Origin of the sequence: Sinorhizobium sp. CB7 (assembly GCF_041357635.1) — a bacterium.
Classification (GTDB): Bacteria; Pseudomonadota; Alphaproteobacteria; order Rhizobiales; family Rhizobiaceae; genus Rhizobium.
In genome coordinates, this window is sequence record NZ_JAULLL010000041.1 from 1 (window position 1) to 17,265 (window position 17,265).

The 17,265-nt window shown below is 60.1% G+C and carries 18 protein-coding genes and 1 pseudogene; 4 read left to right on the forward strand and 15 right to left on the reverse strand.

Annotation, left to right across the window (positions count from 1 at the left end; genetic code table 11):
- Positions 1 to 61: 61 nt before the first annotated feature.
- Positions 62 to 991, reverse strand: a complete 930-nt coding sequence (locus tag AAE029_RS35725; RefSeq protein WP_371077680.1) for an adenylate/guanylate cyclase domain-containing protein — start codon at positions 989 to 991, stop codon at positions 62 to 64.
- A 122-nt stretch (positions 992 to 1,113) separates the two neighbouring features.
- Positions 1,114 to 1,830 (reverse strand): class I SAM-dependent methyltransferase, encoded by a 717-nt coding sequence (locus AAE029_RS35730; protein WP_371077681.1) that lies wholly within the window; start codon positions 1,828 to 1,830, stop codon positions 1,114 to 1,116.
- A gap of 200 nt (positions 1,831 to 2,030) precedes the next feature.
- On the opposite strand from AAE029_RS35730, the gene AAE029_RS35735 reads away from it, so the two are divergent.
- The gene (locus tag AAE029_RS35735) at positions 2,031 to 2,615 is read left to right on the forward strand and encodes a TetR/AcrR family transcriptional regulator (protein WP_371077682.1); all 585 of its coding nucleotides are present in this window, start codon (positions 2,031 to 2,033) and stop codon (positions 2,613 to 2,615) included.
- The gene (locus tag AAE029_RS35740; protein WP_371077683.1) at positions 2,612 to 3,439 is read left to right on the forward strand and encodes an EamA family transporter; all 828 of its coding nucleotides are present in this window, start codon (positions 2,612 to 2,614) and stop codon (positions 3,437 to 3,439) included. The genes AAE029_RS35735 and AAE029_RS35740 overlap by 4 nt, the downstream gene beginning before the upstream one ends.
- Positions 3,440 to 3,579: 140 nt before the next feature.
- Here the strand turns inward: AAE029_RS35740 and glnA are convergent, their stop codons facing one another.
- The 8 genes from glnA to AAE029_RS35780 form a co-directional block, all read right to left on the reverse strand.
- Positions 3,580 to 5,004: a type I glutamate--ammonia ligase gene (gene glnA, locus AAE029_RS35745; RefSeq protein ID WP_371077684.1), complete on the reverse strand. Its 1,425-nt coding sequence runs from the start codon at positions 5,002 to 5,004 to the stop codon at positions 3,580 to 3,582.
- Positions 5,005 to 5,101: 97 nt separating this feature from the next.
- Positions 5,102 to 5,596: an aminoacyl-tRNA deacylase gene (locus AAE029_RS35750; protein WP_371077685.1), complete on the reverse strand. Its 495-nt coding sequence runs from the start codon at positions 5,594 to 5,596 to the stop codon at positions 5,102 to 5,104.
- A 259-nt stretch (positions 5,597 to 5,855) separates the two neighbouring features.
- Entirely contained in the window at positions 5,856 to 6,656 is an 801-nt protein-coding gene (locus AAE029_RS35755) for an ATP-binding cassette domain-containing protein (protein WP_371077686.1), read from the reverse strand.
- On the reverse strand, positions 6,653 to 7,810 hold the full coding sequence (locus AAE029_RS35760) for an ABC transporter permease (protein ID WP_371077687.1): 1,158 nt from the start codon (positions 7,808 to 7,810) through the stop codon (positions 6,653 to 6,655). The genes AAE029_RS35755 and AAE029_RS35760 overlap by 4 nt, the downstream gene beginning before the upstream one ends.
- 94 nt (positions 7,811 to 7,904) lie before the next feature.
- Positions 7,905 to 8,891, reverse strand: coding sequence for an ABC transporter substrate-binding protein (locus AAE029_RS35765; protein WP_371077688.1), 987 nt, complete (start codon positions 8,889 to 8,891; stop codon positions 7,905 to 7,907).
- Positions 8,892 to 9,437: 546 nt separating this feature from the next.
- Positions 9,438 to 9,698 (reverse strand): hypothetical protein, encoded by a 261-nt coding sequence (locus AAE029_RS35770; RefSeq protein ID WP_371077689.1) that lies wholly within the window; start codon positions 9,696 to 9,698, stop codon positions 9,438 to 9,440.
- Between the two features lie 128 nt (positions 9,699 to 9,826).
- Positions 9,827 to 10,093 (reverse strand): hypothetical protein, encoded by a 267-nt coding sequence (locus tag AAE029_RS35775; RefSeq protein WP_371077690.1) that lies wholly within the window; start codon positions 10,091 to 10,093, stop codon positions 9,827 to 9,829.
- Positions 10,094 to 10,286: 193 nt separating this feature from the next.
- A complete protein-coding gene (locus tag AAE029_RS35780; RefSeq protein ID WP_371077691.1) occupies positions 10,287 to 11,003 on the reverse strand; it encodes a TIGR02117 family protein in 717 nt (238 codons plus the stop codon).
- A gap of 652 nt (positions 11,004 to 11,655) precedes the next feature.
- Between AAE029_RS35780 and AAE029_RS35785 the strand changes: the two genes are divergently transcribed.
- Together AAE029_RS35785 and AAE029_RS35790 are read left to right on the forward strand one after the other, a co-directional pair.
- On the forward strand, positions 11,656 to 12,939 hold the full coding sequence (locus tag AAE029_RS35785) for a D-tagatose-bisphosphate aldolase, class II, non-catalytic subunit (RefSeq protein WP_371077692.1): 1,284 nt from the start codon (positions 11,656 to 11,658) through the stop codon (positions 12,937 to 12,939).
- A gap of 113 nt (positions 12,940 to 13,052) precedes the next feature.
- Complete coding sequence (locus AAE029_RS35790) at positions 13,053 to 14,069, forward strand: LacI family DNA-binding transcriptional regulator (protein WP_371077696.1); 1,017 nt, start codon at positions 13,053 to 13,055, stop codon at positions 14,067 to 14,069.
- Between the two features lie 324 nt (positions 14,070 to 14,393).
- On the opposite strand, the pseudogene AAE029_RS35795 reads toward AAE029_RS35790, so the two are convergent.
- From AAE029_RS35795 to AAE029_RS35815, 5 genes and pseudogenes are all read right to left on the reverse strand, one after another.
- A pseudogene (locus AAE029_RS35795) lies at positions 14,394 to 14,530 on the reverse strand (type II toxin-antitoxin system RelB/DinJ family antitoxin); the annotation flags it as partial.
- A 108-nt stretch (positions 14,531 to 14,638) separates the two neighbouring features.
- The gene (locus tag AAE029_RS35800) at positions 14,639 to 15,193 is read right to left on the reverse strand and encodes a hypothetical protein (RefSeq protein WP_371077693.1); all 555 of its coding nucleotides are present in this window, start codon (positions 15,191 to 15,193) and stop codon (positions 14,639 to 14,641) included.
- Between the two features lie 419 nt (positions 15,194 to 15,612).
- The gene (locus AAE029_RS35805) at positions 15,613 to 15,921 is read right to left on the reverse strand and encodes a type II toxin-antitoxin system RelB/DinJ family antitoxin (RefSeq protein WP_371077697.1); all 309 of its coding nucleotides are present in this window, start codon (positions 15,919 to 15,921) and stop codon (positions 15,613 to 15,615) included.
- Positions 15,922 to 16,311: 390 nt separating this feature from the next.
- Positions 16,312 to 16,623, reverse strand: coding sequence for a type II toxin-antitoxin system RelE/ParE family toxin (locus AAE029_RS35810; RefSeq protein ID WP_371077694.1), 312 nt, complete (start codon positions 16,621 to 16,623; stop codon positions 16,312 to 16,314).
- On the reverse strand, positions 16,620 to 16,865 hold the full coding sequence (locus tag AAE029_RS35815) for a type II toxin-antitoxin system ParD family antitoxin (RefSeq protein ID WP_371077695.1): 246 nt from the start codon (positions 16,863 to 16,865) through the stop codon (positions 16,620 to 16,622). Before AAE029_RS35815 ends, AAE029_RS35810 begins: the two co-directional genes overlap by 4 nt.
- Between the last annotated feature and the right edge of the window lie 400 nt (positions 16,866 to 17,265).

Here is a 17,265-nt window from a genome sequence, read left to right on the forward strand (position 1 = left end):
GCGCCAGACAACCGCTATCTCGCGCTACAACTTGGACAACCTCCTGAAAGCTCACATCTAATCAGCGCCGCGCGACCCATCGAATACCGATGGCGAAGGCAAAGGCGAGTAACGGCCAGATCGCCCAGAAGGTCCCGTGCCAGGTCAGGAGATTGACCGCGACGATGCCGATCCCGATCACGGTGAACGCCGCGAGACTGCGGTCGATCTCGCTCTGCTCCCAGGCCCAGTAGAGACCTGCAGCTGCGGCAAGGCCGAGGATCGGCCAGACGGCCCAGAACGTCCCCTCCCAGGTGAGAAGATTGATGACGATGAGAGCGGCCCCGATCAAGCCGAGGATACCGGGCAGCCTGCGGCCGATCGCCCGGAACCTGCTTTCGGCCGCGGCGGGAACCTCTTGCCCGCCTTGCGGGTTGCGACGCGGTTCAGGCGCCCTTTGTCCTTCCTGCGGCGGAGCGTCGTCGCTCGCCTCGCCGATCCGGACCGCATAGCTCGGCACGCCCTCCGCGACGTTCTTCACCATCAGGGACCCGAGAAAGTCGAAGCCGACGGCGACCTTGTTGCGGACCTGCTCGTAGACCGTGCTGGAGATCACGATGCCGCCTGCCTTGGCCGAGGTCTGGAGGCGCGCGGCGATATTGACGCCATCGCCATAGAGATCCTCGCCTTCGATGATCACATCGCCGAGATTGATCCCGATGCGAAAGAGCATGCGCCCGTCCGCCGGGCTCATCGCATTGAGGCCGGCGAGTTCGTTCTGAATGTCGACAGCCGCGCGCACCGCTTCGACCACGCTCGAAAATTCCGCGATCAGCCCGTCGCCCCAGGTATTGACAACCCGGCCGTCATGCGCCGCGATCAGCCGCGCCATGGCATCGCGATAGCGCTTCAGCGTGGCGAGCGTCCGCTCCTCGTCGGCGCCCATCATTCGCGTATAGTCCTGCACGTCAGCGCAGAAGATGGTCGTCAGCTTGCGTCGCGTTTCGTTCATGATGCTCGTCCCCGCCCGGCCGTCCTCTTTCAGAAGAGGCGCTGCAATGGCTTGATGTGGTCGATCGCGCATGACTATGCGGGATTGCCGCGCTGGTGAAAAGCACGGACACGGTGATAATCCTATCCAGCCGCGGGCTTCCGCCATTCCATGATATGGAAATAGGGCACGCGCCCGTATCGCTCTGCCTTGGTCGGCTCGCCGCCATGGGGAACCGGCTCGTCGAAGTGGCTGAGTTGCAGGCCTTGCTCCAGCAGCAGCTTGAAATAGGTGCTCATCGGCCGGTGCCAGTTTTTGATCCTGATGCCGCGCCAGCTCACCCATTCGGCGCGCTCCTCCATATACCGGTCCATGGTGAACCGGCGCTCGCCATCCGGCAGCTTGACCCAGCCGTTCGGCATCGCCGCGGTCTGGAAGCCGTTCAGATTGGCAATGAGGAGCGAGCCTGACGGGCGCAGCACGCGGCACATTTCGGCAATCGCGCGCTCGATTTCCGCAATGTCGATGAAGGTCAGATAGCTGACGACGAGGTCGAAGGAGCCGGGGGCAAAATCGAGGCTTTCCGCCCTGCCGATGCGATAGTCGCCCTTGGGATCGGCGCGCCGCGCATGCTCGATCAGCGCCGTCGTCGGATCGATGCCGACAGTGGAAATACCAAGCTCGGAAAGCCGGCGGCAGAAGCGTCCCTCCCCGCAGCCGACATCGAGCGCAATACGGAAGCGGCCCATACGGACCCGCTCCAGCATCGGCCGGTCGAGCACAAACTGACGGCCGAAATCGCCCTTGTCGCCGGTATCGGCGATCCACGCCTCGGCCGACTCTTCCCATCCATCGGACATGAGAATTCCCTCAACCAATCATTGTGCAGACATTTGCGATATCCGGGATCCTCGCAAAAATCCAGAACTTATGCGAGGTCCGCCTCATGCTTGATCTCGGCTAAGCCCTCTATCGACGTCGCGTCGTTGCAGTCCGCCAAGGATTGACGCCAACCTTCGCATAGCCTATGATACAGACCTGTCTCACTCATAGACTTACCATGCTCTCCAAAGCCATCGCGGCCGAAAAGCGGCAGCACATCATTGAAACCGCCTATGGGCTGTTCAAGCGCTTCGGCTTCCATGCCACCGGCATCGACCGCATCATTGCGGAAGCCGAAGTTGCCAAAATGACCATGTACCGTCACTTCCCGAGCAAGGACGGTCTGATCGTCGAGGTGCTGGACTGGCGATGGGAGCGGTTCGAGCGCCAGCTTGATCGCCTCGTGGAAGCTGCCGAGACACCGGAACAGAAGATTGCGACCATCTTCGACTGGTATGAGCGCTGGTTCGATAGCCCGGATTTTCACGGCTGTCTGTTCCAGCACGCCTTGGCCGAGTTCGGTGATCCCACTCATCCCGTATTTGCGGCAGTCACCAGGCAGAAGACCGCCCTGAACCGGCGGATGCGCGAAATCCTTGCAGAATCGATGCCAAAGGATCGAGCCGAGAGCATCGCAATGGCGCTGTTCCTGTTGATCGAGGGCGCAACCCTGCTCGCGCAGATGGGGCAAGCAAAAGCGGCCATGCGCGATGCGCGCAGCGCCGCCGCCAGCATCCTCGCCAAGCCTATGGCATCGCAATGAGCGCGGCCGTCATCAGCCTGGCCCTCCTGGCCGCGATCCTGCACGCGACATGGAACGCCTTTCTTCGCAACGGCGCCGACCGGCTGTGGACCGTGACGATGATGAGCTTCTCCAGCACGGTCGCAGCACTTCCGTTCCTCCTCATCTACCCTCTGCCGATATCGACGGCCTGGACTTATATCGTCCTCTCCGCCGTTCTTCAGGTCGGCTACAGCGTCTTTCTGGTTGCCGCATACCGGTATGGCGAATTGGGACAGGTCTATCCGATCGTTCGCGGAACGGTGCCGCTGCTGGTCACGCTCGGGGGCCTTCTCTTCGCCGGAGAACGCCTCGACACATTTCGGATGATCGGCGTCGCCCTTATCACCGCGGGGATCATGAGTCTTTCCCTCGGCAAAGACAGGGCCTCGTCATCCTCGATCCTGCTTGCCCTGGCGACAGGTGCGATCATCGCCAGCTATGCGACAGTCGATGCGATCGGTGTGCGGGAAGCCGCCCATAGCGGCGCGTATACAGCGTGGGTACTGGTACTCTATGGAGTGCTGATGCCCACGACGTTCATGCAGATGCGGGGAAAGCTCGTTGTTGATGTTCGATCTTCAGAAACGTGGAAGGCGCTTGGCGGCGGGCTTGTCGTGATGATTGCCTATAGCGCCGTCGTGGCCGCGCTCGCTCTCGGACCTGCCGGGCCAGTTATAGCATTCAGAGAAACGAGCGTCGTGTTCGCCGTCCTGATCGGCTGGCTGTTTCTGGGAGAGGTCCTGACTCTTCGGCGCATTATCGCCTGCGTCGTCGTGGCGGCGGGCGCGATCTGCCTCAAATAGCCCACGGATGGTCGCCAAGTACGACCGCTAGAGCGGGATGCCGAAAAGTGTGCGCGGTTTTCGGCTGAAATCCCGCTCTAATTCTTTGATGTAGATCAGGATTCAGATTTCAGGCCGATTCGGCCTGAAATCATCCTGATCTAGACGTCATAGTAGAGAACAAACTCGTATGGATGCGGGCGCATGCGTATCTCCGTGATCTCGTGCGAGCGCTTGTAGTCCACATAGGTCTCGACGACATCCGTCGTGAACACGTCTCCCGCAAACAGGAACTTGCAGTCCGCCTGCAGCGCATCGAGAGCCTCGCTGAGCGAGGCCGGTGTCGACGGGATTGCGGCGCGCTCCATCGGCGGCAGGTCGTAGAGGTTCTTGTCGATCGGATCTCCCGGATCGATGCGGCTGCGGATGCCGTCGAGGCCGGCCATGAGCATGGCGGCGAAGGCCAGATACGGATTGCAGGAGGGATCCGGGCAGCGGAACTCCACCCGCTTGCTCCTGGGGTTGGGCGAGTACATCGGGATCCGGCACGCCGCGGAGCGGTTGCGCCGCGAATAGCCGAGATTGACCGGCGCTTCGAAACCCGGCACGAGCCGCCGGTAGGAATTGACGGTCGGAGCGCAAATGGCAAGCAGTGCCGGCGCGTGCTTGAGCAACCCGCCGATATAGTAGCGCATCGCTTCGCTGGAGCCGGCATAGCCGTCGCCGGCAAAGATCGGGCGATCTTCCTGCCAGATGCTCTGGTGGACGTGCATGCCCGAGCCGTTGTCTCCAAACAGGGGTTTCGGCATAAAGGTTGCGGTCATGCCGCGGCTGCGCGCGACATTCTTCACGACGTATTTGTAGATCATCACGCAGTCGGCCATGCGCGTCAGCGTCGCAAAACGCATATCGATTTCGCCCTGGCCGCCGGTCGCGACCTCGTGGTGGTGTGCCTCGACCTCAATGCCAATTCGCTCGAGGAGCGTCACCATTCTGGTGCGGGCGTCCTGAAGGGTGTCGGCAGGCGGGACGGGGAAGTAGCCCTCTTTCGGGCGCAGCTTGTGCCCGAGGCCAGTTCCGCCCTTCGCCGTCCAGTTCGCCTCGACGGCATCGATCTCGTAGTAGCCGTAGTTGGTGCCCTGATCGTAATGGACCTGGTTGAAGACGAAGTGCTCGAGTTCCGGGCCGAAATAGGCCGTATCGCCGATTCCGCTCGCCTTGAGATAGGTTTCGGCCTTCTGTGCGATAAAGCGCGGGTCCCGGCTATAGGGTTGGGCGCTGACTGGGTCGAGAATATTGCAGATCAGGACGAGCGTCGGCGCCTCCGTGAACGGATCCAGGAAGGCGGTGGTTGGATCCGGCACGACGAGCATGTCGCTTTCCTGTATTTCCTGGAAGCCCCGGATGGACGAACCGTCGAAGCCGATGCCATCGGTGAAGCTGTCGGCTCTGATGGCGCCCGGGGGAACGGAAAAATGCTGCCACAGACCGGGAAGGTCTGCGAACCGCAAATCGATCATCGCGATCTCGCCGTCCTTTATCGCCTGGAGAACGTCATCCGGGCTGGTGTAGCTGTTGTAAGACATCGCCGCCTTCCTTCCTCATATCGATCCGTCGAACCGAGGCCGGACCTCGACTATGCCGCCTGCCCTTCTTCCGCCGGTCGGCTGCGGTATCGCCCGATCAGTTCCCCGTGGGCGTGGGGGCCCGGTTGCGAGCGCTGAATTTCCCATGAAGCGCCTCCCGCGCGAGCCGCGTGAACTGTGCCTGGCTCACATGGACGAGGGTGGCGTGATCGCCGCCCTCGAAGTAAACCTCCGGTTGGTCGAAGACGCTGTCCTCGATAACGACGTCCAGCCCGTAGCACTCGCCGATCGAGGGAACAGCGCCGTGCGCGCAATCCGGGATTAGCTGATAGATCTCATGCTCCGTGGCGAGCGTCAGTTCCTCGCCGAGTGCCGCTTCGAGTTTCCTGAGCCGCACATGGCGAGAGGCGGGCAGAATGGCCAGAAGATAGCCGTCGCGTCTGCGCAGCACGACGCCTTTGGCCAGGCAGCGGGCCGCGATGTGGCAGGCGCGCGCGGTAGACATCGATGATCTGGTCGGCCTGTGCTCGACCAGATCGTACTCGACGCCCTTGCGATCGAGATATGCCTGGAGTGTCAAGGCAACGGTCACAATCCCACTCTCCCCGGGCGAGACCTTCCATTGGAAGCGCATGCTTGCGCCTCACAATTGCTCAACCGTCTTATATAACACGTCGTGGGCTCTCGCGTCCCAACTGTTCATTGTGCGATGAAGGTTCGTGGCGCAGCGCAGATCCTGTCTGCTCACGCTCTCGCCGGCCTACGATCTGACATTTTCGTCAGGTTCGGGGGATCAGGCGATGGCGCGATTCATCGGCAAGCCCTTCTGGAGGTTGCATGCCAACCGCAACTCATCGCTGCAAGGGTATTTCTCTTTGCGGACTCGGGACGCCTTTGTAGGTGTCATCGCGGGCGCCGACCATGTATTGCACGAGCTCCTCCATGTTCGTCTCGGCGGTCACTTTCTCGGCCACCTTACGCCCGCGATGCATGACAATGAGGCGATCGGTGACTGCGAACACATCGGGCAGAGTGTGCGTAATCAGGATCACCGGCACGCCATGCTCGCGCAGCTTGGAAATGAGCTCAAGCACCTTCTGCTGCTCAGGCACGCCAAGATTGTTCGTCGGCTCGTCCATGATCATGAGCTTGGCGTCCCAGTAGACCGCCCGTGCAATAGCGACCGCCTGGCGCTGACCGCCAGACAGGCTCTCGATCGGCTCTGTGAGGCTAGGGAAATGGATGTGGAGGGAATCGAGCGTCCGGCGTGATTCGCGCAGCATGTGCTGGTCGTCGAGTGTCTTGATCAGCCCGCCGAAATAGCGTTTTTTTACCTCGCGCCCGAGAAAGATATTGGCGCCCACATCGAGGTTGTTAGCGAGGGCGAGGTCCTGATAGATGGTTTCGACGCCGTGGCGGCGGGCGTCGATCGGATGCGAAAAGTGCGCGCGCTTGCCTTCAAAGAACATCTCGCCTTCGTCGGCGTGGTAGACGCCGGATATACATTTGATCAGTGTCGACTTTCCGGCCCCGTTGTCGCCCAGAAGGCCAACGACTTCGCCACGATTGATCTCGCAGCTCACATTGTTCACCGCAATCAGGCCGCCGAAGCGTTTTGTGATGTTCCTGACAGAGAGAAGCGGCTCAGTCATGTCTCAGCACTCCTTCGGTGACGACCAGCAATCAAGTTGCGAGACTGATCGATCAGCACCGCGACGATCACAACAGTTCCGACCACGATGAACTGAAAGAAGGCCTCCACGTTGAGCATCACCAAACCCGTCGTCAGCGTCGCGATAATGAGGGCCCCAATCACCGTCCCCATCACGGTTCCGGCGCCACCGAAGAGGCTCACGCCGCCGATGATCACCGCCGCGATGGAGGACAGAAGAAGGGGATCGCCGATGACCGCAGAACCGGCGGTGAACCGAAGCGTCGACAGGAAACCAGCTATCCCCGCGGTCGAGGCGGAAAGCATGTAGAGCTTTATGAGGTGACGATCGACCGGAATGCCGGTACGCACGGCCGCTTCCATGCCGCCGCCGATAGCGTAAGTATGTCGGCCGAATTGGGTTTTGCGAAGAAGGAACACCGCGCAAGCGACCACGCAAGCGGTCACGATGACGGGATAAGGCAGGATCGTGTCCATCCGGCGCAGCAGGTCGCCGCTCACATCCGGCCGATTGAGGAAATAGAAGCCGCCGCCTTCACCCCGGATGTAGTATAGGAGCGCGTCATTGCCGTAAGCGCGAATTCCCGCCGGTAATCCGATCACCGTCGTGTTCTCGGACATAAGGTAGGCGACGCCACGCACGATGAACGAGGTGCCGAGTGTCACGATGAACGCCGGGACCTTCAGCTTGGCGATGATGACGCCGTTAATGAAGCCGACCACCGCTGCGCCGCCCACGCCCGCGATCAGTCCGACCAGAGCCGAAGGAAAAAGCGGCACCCCGCTATCGAACGCCCAACGTAGAGCGAGTGCCGAAAGGACCGAGGCGAGGCTCATGACCCATCCCACCGACAGATCGATGCCGGCGCCGATGATAACAAAGGTCTGGCCCAATCCGAGAAGCAGCACCGGAATGATTGCGACCATAATGTTCTGGGAATTCCGGATGGTTAGGAAATGGACGGCACCGCCGCTGACCAGCGGCACCGTGATGACGAAGAAAAGGACCATGAGGGCAAGGAATAGCCACGCCCAGATGCGGCTAGCCAACAGGGCGAATTGCTGCGCAGGCGTCCGGGTCCCGGAGGGCTTCACCCCGGCGGGAAAAACAATTCTCGACTCGCGATCGGCCACGTACCGGTTTCCTCGAAATTATGGAGGAGTGAACAGAAACCGAAATCACATCGAAGGCGCCGTGCAGGAGCACCCCTATTCCACCCGGACCAGTTTACTTCCCCGGAACTTGATAGATGAAGCGAGCGATCGTCGGGTCCTTTACGTTCTCCTTGTCAATGATGGCAAAGCCTGTCTCGACGCGGCGTGGCAGGCTGGTCACCCCGGCCGCGTCGGCCATCGCAAATTGCACCGCCATGTAGCCCATATCGTAGGGCTTCTGCGCCAGCACCAGCGTAACCACCCCCTTGTTCATCAACTCGATGGCCAGCTTTGTTGCGTCATAAGCAACGACCTGGACATGGCCGCCGAGGCCCGCATTCACGACCGCCGCGCCCGCTCCTTGCGCGCTGAAGACGTTGGTGCCGAACACGCCGCCAAGCCCGCGTTCGCGTTCGAGCACCGCGGCGGTCTGCTGCGTGGCCTTGTTGGGATCGTCGAGATTGTAGTCTGGCCCGAGCACCTTGATATCCGGGAACTCCTTCTCCATCACCTCCTTGAAGCCCTTTTCTCGGCCTTCAACGGAGCTGACGTTGGGATTCGTCGAATTGATGTAAACAGTGCCTTTTCCGCCGATCGCCTTTGCGAGCCCGCGCGCTGAGATGCGGCCGCCCTCCATATTATCCGAACCAATGTAACTGATCGGGAACTTCACCGGGCCGTTGACGTAGTCTCCATCGCCGAGAAAGGTGTCGACGGTGATGACTTTGATGCCGGCGTCGACAGCTGCCTTCAATGGGCCGACCATCTGATCCTTGTCGGTCGGCGCGGTAACGATGTAGTTCAGGTCGCCGCGGGCAACCATCGCATCGAGGATCGGCGTCTGAACATCGACGCCCCAAGTCGGCGGCACCTGCGTGACGACGTCAACCCCGAGGTCCTTCGCGGCAGCCTCAACCCCGATCTGCATGACCTGATAGAATGGATCGACGACACCCGGCAGGAAGCCGATCTTGATCTTCGCGGCAGCGTGGGCGCCGTGTGAAGTCATGGCCATGGCCAGTGCGGCCGCGACTGCAAACACCGCTTGTTTCCGCAGCATTTTTCTCTCCTCCCTCGACTGCTTCTGGCGACGAAAATCAGGCGGAGGAATCCGTTGCAATGTTGAATCGTTTCAAGCGCTTATCGCTGATTGCAAGAAGCCGAGCGTTTGATTGTGTCCACTCGATAAGTCTCTTCAATGATAGCGCCGCAACGCTCCGTCGTCGCCGCACAGGGCCAATTACCCGTAACGCTATGATATGCACGCATTATAGCATGGATCAGCAAGACCCTGCATTTCGTTTTTGGCGCCGGCCTTGCAGAGGTATTCAAGGGTTCGCAGAATTCGGCAAAAAGTGTGCGCGATTTTCGGGCGACATCCCGCTCCAACTCTTTGATTTAGATTCAGATTTCAGATCGATTCGACCTGAAATCATCCGGCTCTAGTGTCCTGATTCCGAAGTTCGTCATACCTCGCGGCGGGCTCTGAACGAACTTCGGAATCAAAAAGGACACTAGCAACTTTATGATTCTAGTGTGGTTTTTGGATTTGAAGTTCGCTTCCAGCGCCTGCTGCACAAATGATGCGAACTTCAAATCCACCACACTAGTGAGTCGGAGCCCCTCCTCCACCGCCGGCCGAGGGTGTGATCTTCGGAAAAGGCGTAAAGCCCCTCAAGCCGACGACAGGGTAGTCACACGTCTTGTCGAACTGCCCATAGGGCACGGTTCGCTTGCAATCCGGATCTGTCTTGTACGGATGGCCCGCCACGGTGACGCCGCCCACATAGTCCCGCTCGGTTATGTTGCAGGAGGAGGCAAGCGCCATGAGGGCGATGAGCCCTGCATGCAAAGCCTTCATATCCATGGCCTTTCCCAATGGAAAATAGCATGGATAACCCCACAGCGATATGAGCCCGCCCGCAATCTGTTCAAAAGCGGTAAGAGGAAAAGTCGGTCATCCATCCGGCCAATGGCGGCGGTTCACTGACCACATTACAGCGTGTCCCGTCGCTTCCGCCATTCGCGATAGGGAGCCAGAAGCTGCCCAGGGAACCGTCGTTCGATCTCATTCTCGGTCAGCACCGTTCGGGAGAAAGTCGCTGTTTCCTCCACCGACCTGCCGCCGCCAACCTGCGCCTCGCTGGCCTCTTCCAGATCCTTCATTGTGGAAAAAAGCTCTTCGTCGATCATAGCCTCGAGGGCCGAAGCGAAATCCTTTTCCGACAATTCAAGCAGCCTTGCCATCCGGGCGCTTGTCATCTTTCGAAGCCTCCATTGCTTTGCCGTTCAACTGCGCAAGGTGCAACGAAGTTCCAATTCCCGGATCACGCTCTACTGAATGGTTCCTTGAATCGGAACCGATTAAGGATAAAAACATGCAGGAATTCAAAGTGTTACAGCGACCTTTGTGCGTCTTGCAAGACGCACGGCGCTGTAGAGAGTTGCGGCGGCTTCACGAACCGGCCGCCGGAACCGGTCGCGGCGCGAAGACATCGCTGCCATTATGCAGCCAGAGGGAAAATTTCAGCATCCATGGAAGAGCTGTCCACCAGCCTGACGATAGTCCGGCCTCCCTGAGCCCCGCAGCGGTCCAGGTATTGCATCCGGCAAAGGCGTTGAAGACGCCCTTCGCTTCGAAGAAAGCGTCATTGTAGCCATAGGCATAGTCGAGCGGGATCGGTCCGTCCCGCCCCTCGACGAAGCTTTCCAGGATGAATTGCTGCAACCGGCCCATGCCATCGGTGTCGATGGTAACGACGGTGACCGCCGGGTCCTCCGCCTCAATGTCTCCCGCGAGTTCGACATGCATGACGGCACGGTCGAGCGTGAAGCTTTTCAATACCGGAACCAGCTTGAGGTCGGCCCAGGTCCGCGTCTCCGTATAGAAGGTCCGTCCGCCCCAGCCGAAGACGATATAGCGAAGCCCCGGATTGTCGAGATCGAGGCCCGCATCCCGCAGGAAACCAAATCGGGCAAGCACTTCGCCCTCCACGGGTACGGCGATATCGGTATGGATCTCATTGTTGAGGACAAGAATACGATGTGTCGCATCTGCCGCTTTCGCCGCCCCAACGCGCCAGATCGGCCGCGGCAGGATCATCCCCATGATGATGACGATGCCTATTATCACAACGATGAGTGAAAACGGCTTGAGGAGCTTCGCGATCACGGGACGTCCGTTCTTTAGAGCGGTTCAGCTCTTCACGGAACCGCTCTAACCTTTTGTTTCTACGCAATTCCAGGACGGAAAACCGCTTCGCACTGATCCTGGAATTGCTCAAGGAGAGCGCGTTGCAATATCTCATGATTCGGGGGTATCCGTTGTGCTGCGCTCACGCAATCCACAAGGATAGTTGCGGATCAAATTCGAATACCGCGACGGCTCCCCGCAAGCGGGCGAAGGGGCAGTCGCACCCTCCGTCGTTCCTCGCTGCGGCACAGTTTGCAGCAGCCCCTTGCTCGATCGTCCCCTCGCCCCGCCTGCGGGGAGAGGGCTAGGGTGAGGGGCAAAACTCACGGCGAACCCGATAGTCCCGATCCAGACGGCAAGTCACCGCAATTGCCATCTTCTCGACCCGCTTCCGCGTCAACTTTCGCCCACCAAACGCGAACTGCGTTTTCCACATGAAATTTATATTATTACCGCGATATAGTTTATAAATTGACATGCGTAAACTTTAATGTTCTAACACCCACATCGATCGGGTTCCGGGAGGGTCTCCCCGATCGGTCCAACGATAGGTGAGGACCGGCCCCATGGAAGGGGCTTCGACAGGGGCCGAAATCGCAGCCTTTCTGGCCGCAGGAGGAGAATGATCCACATGACGCGGAATTACCTTCTCGATATCGCAACCTGGCGGGATCGCAGCACCGGTTACAAGGGCATACCCTCGATCTGCTCCGCCCATCCCCTGGTCATCGAGGCTGCCATGCGGCACGCGCTGAAGGCCGATAGCCATCTTCTGATCGAGGCCACCTGCAACCAGGTCAACCAAGACGGCGGCTATACCGGCATGACGCCAGCCGATTTCGGCGCTTTCGTCGAGGATATCGCCGCGGCGACCGGCTTTCCCATGACAAGGATCATCCTGGGCGGCGACCATCTCGGCCCGAACCCCTGGAAGAACCTCGATGCCGGGCAAGCCATGGACAAGGCGGAGTTCATGATCCGCGCCTATGCGCACGCCGGCTTCACCAAGCTTCATCTCGACACCAGCATGGGCTGCGCCGGCGAACCCATAGCGCTCCCTGACGATGTGACGGCAGAGCGCGCCGCAAGGCTTGCGGCGGCGGCGGAGGATGCGATCAGCGGTAGCGACGGTACGAAGCCGGTCTATATCATCGGCACCGAGGTCCCTATCCCCGGCGGCGCGATGGAAGAGCTTGATGTCCTCGAGGTCACCCGACCGGAAGCGGCACAGGAGACGGTGAAGGTGCATGCCGAAGCCTTCGCCGCCGCGGGTGCCGGGGAGGCTTTCTCGCGGGTCGTCGGCGCCGTCGTGCAGCCGGGCGTCGAATTCGGCAATCACAACGTCATCCCCTACGATCCGGCTGCGGCAAGCCCGCTGAGCCGGAGCCTCGCAAGCCTGCCCGGCCTCGTCTTCGAAGCCCATTCGACGGACTACCAGACGCGCGAGGCGCTACGCGCTCTGATCAATGACGGCTTTGCTATCCTCAAGGTCGGCCCTGGCCTGACCTTCGCGCTTCGCGAGGCCCTCTATGGCCTCGATCAGATCGCCGCCTTCCTGTTTCCCGAGACGCGGCAGGAGACGCTGATGGCCGTCACCGAGCGCGTCATGACACGCGACCCGCGCAACTGGAACAAATATTACCACGGGTCGCCTGAGGAGCAGCATCTGCAGCGACATTTCTCCTATAGCGACCGGATCCGTTACTACTGGCCTGAGCGCGAAATCGCCGGCGCCGTCGAACAGCTCTTCGCGGTGTTCGGCGACAACGAGATTCCCGAAACGATGATCAGCCAATATTTGCAGGGCCTCTATCCGCGGGTGCGGGCGGGCGAAGCATCGCCGACCGCAAAGGGCCTCGCGATCGCGGCGATCGATGCGGTTCTGGAAGACTATTTCGAAGCATGCAAGGCATAACCCCGAAGATCGGCATGGGGGTCGCGGCCCTTTTCTGTTGACAGGCCGCGTTCTTTCCAACGGAAATGAAAGGGTGCTGCGGGGAGTTGGAATTGGATAAGTCAATCAAGACCATGGAAGATTTCGCGGAATTCGTCGGCCTATCCAGACCGACGGTTTCGAAATATTTCAACGACCCGAAATCCGTCAGGGGAAAGACCCGCGATCGCATTGAAAATGCCATCAAGCAGTCGGGTTTCCGTCCCAACATCTTCGCCGTCAACCTGAACCGCCGGCGAACCAATATCCTCGGCGTCATCATCCCGAATTCGATTGACCCCTTCTACATGGCGCTGACGCGGCGCATCGAGCTGATCGCCAACCAGGCGGGCTTCCTCGCCTTCGTGCTCTCCTCCGACGGCAATCCGGAGATGGAGGATCGCGCCATCGAGACATTCAAGTCGATGAATGTCGCGGGCGCCATCATCGCGCCGCTTGGCGTCGATTCCCATCACGACACGCTTGCCGCACTCGGCAGCAGCATCCCGCTCGTCTATGTCGACTCCCCGCTCGACGGCACCTCCTCCTTCGTCGGGACCGACAACCGCCAGAGCTTCCAGCTTATTGTCGATTACCTGTCACGGTCGGGCGAGCGTCCCTGCTATTTCGCGATGCCGTCGGTCAACAACAATGCCAGGACGCGCGAGCAGGCCTATCTCGAATCGATGATCCAGTTGAAGCTCGATCCCGCCATCGTGCCGCTGGACGATCAACGCTCGTGGGATTTCGAGCGCTTCGGCTTCGAAGAGACCCAGAGGATCCTGCGCGGCGACGGCTTTCCGACACGAACCGTCCTTTGCGCCAACGACCGCGTCGCCTTCGGCGTCATCGCCGCCGCCTATCAGGCCGGCCTGAAGGTCGGCCACGGCGCCGAATGTGATCTCAGGGTCGCTGGTCACGACGACCACCCGCTCTCACGCTATGCCTGCCCGCCGATCACCACGGTCGCGCAGAACTACAACGAGATCGGGCGGCTTGCCATCGAGCTCCTGCTGCACAAGCTGGGCGAGAACGAGGACCACAGAACGGACTTCCCGCATGACGGACGCATCCTGCTAAAGGCCGAGCTTCAATTGCGGGAATCGGCGTGATCCGCTGGTTCTTTTTGCCTATTTGGTTGGAGTGCCATGAAGTTGGACGCGCCTCTTTCCGCCCTCATCCCTGTGCTTGTCACAGGGATCCAGCAGCGCCGTGTCCACGGCGCGGGAGACTCGCTTTTTGCGATGCCGGCGGCTCGAGGGAGAGATCTTTGCTCGGTTCCACCACAACAACTTCTGAAAGGAGTCCTTTCGCCGTGCGGACGCACGGCGGCTGGATTCCTGTGACGAGCACAGGAATGAGGTAAGGTAGGCCATCTGCTACGCCAAACAACTGCCATTGAGATCACACATTGGCGAGTTGCCCGAGCAGCAATATTAATCTGCCCGCGCCTCCACCCCGGCATCCTCGACGTCGGGCCGCGTGTCATTGAGGGCTTCCATGACTTTCGCACGAAATCATGCGTCATGCGCTTCACTATTGCTGGCAAGCTCAAGAGAAGTGCACCTTCGTTATCCAGCCCTTCGCGCGCAAGAAAGCCCGGCCGTCGGGCCGGGCTCTTACTCACCTCGTTGAGACAGGTTGTCGTCATCGCGTTTGTGATGGAGCGTCGCGATTCCTGTCATTTGATCTCCCACGTCGTGTTGTGCGGTATGTCCATCGCGGTATAGCCGCCGGGACCAGCCAGTGCGGGCATCGGCATACACGCAAATGGCTCACGCCCGGTAATACCCTTGTACTTGCCGGTACCCCCGGTGATGATGTGGGTGCCACAGCTCATGTCCGGCTGCGACTTGTCGACGTCGCGGGTATCAAAGGTCGAGAAGATCTTGTCGCCGTCCTTGTCGGCCAGCACACAGGCGCCATCAATGAAGTTCTTGTCGCCCGAAACAATGTTTACCCCCGTGCAATGCGCTGACATCTTGTCGAGCATTGCTTCGCCCTTCATATTTTCGGTGGTCCCGACTGCCTCCAGCGCGGTGGCCGTACCGACGCCCGGAATGTCAATGTTCATCAAGGGGCGGAAAACGAAATGCGTCACGTAGGGTGCGGTGCCCTTCTTTTCGATGGAAGCCCCCAGAACGGCTCCAGGAGCCAGGGCCACGAGTAATCCGGAGAAAAGCGCAATTTTGACAGGCGTCATCGCTGCGGCGGATGCCACGATCATGGTTCTCATTGGTTCCTCCTTGGTGTGAGCGGCGGGTTCAAGCCGATGCTCAGCGCCCGCCGCAGATTTAGAGGCGACATGCTTGCGCTTGAGACGTGTATGGTTTCGCCGCGCCCCGGTTCCCTCCGATCGAGATCACGCATGCGGCTGTAAGCCAACCCGACTGGCTTCGACAGTGCCTGAGCCGAGACCGCATCTTGCGATGCCCCGGACTCCTTCCACACTCATGCCTTAGCCCACGCATGAGCAACTGCCTCCCAATCATGATACCAGAATTTGGCGCGCCAAACCATGTTCGCCGCTACCGCTTTGCGAACCGCGATGACGATTTTACTGGTCGATGTGGGTGGCAGCTTTCGGATTTTCGATCTCAACATCCGTCAGGATGTTGTTGCGGTCAGAAGGGGCATATTTCGCCCGGGAAGGCCTCACCGTTCGCTCGCCTTGTCATTCCGAAATGCTGCCGCGCGTTGCTGCTCACAACCGGCGTCCAGGTCGGCATCCTCGATGTCGGCCCGCGTATCATGGAGGGCTTCCGTGACCTTCGCGCGAAGCCATGGATCATGCACATCACTGCTGCTGAAAAGCTCAAGAGGAAGCGCACCCTCATTGGCCGTCCGCGTCAACAGGATACGAACAGCATCCGAGACAGTGAGGCCCATGCCTTCCAGCACAGCCGCGGCGCGATCCTTGATCGCGGCATCTATGTGCGTGTGGACGAGCGCCTTCGACGTCATGTCAATCTCCTTCGATGAAAAACGCGCAAGCACGTACGCCGGCACGAAACCGGCAACCGACGCCCTCTCCTTTCCGCTGTCGTGACCAGGGGCAGCGCCTGTCTCCGCCCTCATCCTCCGCCCTCCCCCCTGTGCTTGTCACAGGGATCCCGCGGGAGACCCGCCTTGCAATGCCGGCGGATGGAGGAAGAGATCCTTGCTCGGTTCCACCACACGACCTCCGGAAAGTCACCCGGCTGGCGGGAATCCTTTCGCCGTGCGCACGGCGGTCGGATTCCTGTGAAGGTAGAGCGGCTGCCACGCGGGACAACCGCCATCGAGATCACAGATTGGCGAGGTTTCTCTAACAGAAACCACGCGCCTTTCCCAGAATTGCTCCAAGTATACCGTTCAATGCAAAGGGGTGTCGCGCAAGCGCGCCTCCACGTCCATACGTTTGTGCAGGATGCGGACGATCTCCCGCCGGCCGTCCCCTGACACTCGATAGAACAGGAAGTGCGCATTGACGGCGAGCTTGAAGACCCCCGGCCAGATATCATCAACGGGGTGGCCGCTTCGCTCACGCGATCCTAAGGCTACGCAAGCCTTGCGGATGTCGTTGATGTAACCGTCCGCCTGAGCCTCTCCCCAGGTGTCGAAGGTGTAATCCCAGATGTTGTCGAGATCGGCTGCGGCGGCTCTTGAAAGGACGTATCCTTTCATTTCGCCCGGGTCCGGCGTTTTCGGTCAAGGAACTCGTCGAAATCGAAGTCATCGGCATGGCCGCTCTCGATGCCAGCGGCGATCGCATCGCGCAACGCCTTGACCTTGGCCTCATGCTCCTCGAGGAGCCGCAGGCCGGCGCGGATCACTTCGCTCGCAGACCCGTAGCGGCCTTCAACGATCTGGCGTTCAACGAACCCGGAAAAGTGGTCACCCAGCACAATGGATGTGTTCTTGGTCACGGTAAGCCTCCTTGATCGCTACCAATATATACCAATTTTTGGTAATCATGGAAGCCTGGCGATGTGGACGGCAGCAACCGACGCCATCTCTCCACCGTCGCCACCAGAACGCGCCTCTTTCCGCCTTTATCAAGTCAGTTCAGCCGACGGCGTCTGCGCCGCGGGATTCAATCCGAAGGCATCTGCTGCAACGGGTCTCGGGGATTGTTGTCTGGCGTTGACGCTCCCCCAACCCTCCCTCTTCCCTGTGCTTGTCACAGGGATCCAGCCGCGCCATGTCGACGGCGCGAATGACTCGCCTTTGCGGTGCCGGCCGGGAAGGCTGCCTGGTCGGTATGAGCCCGTCGTTCTGTTTCGAAGCATGTAGACGTAAATCCTTCATGGTTGCATGAGTGGCGGA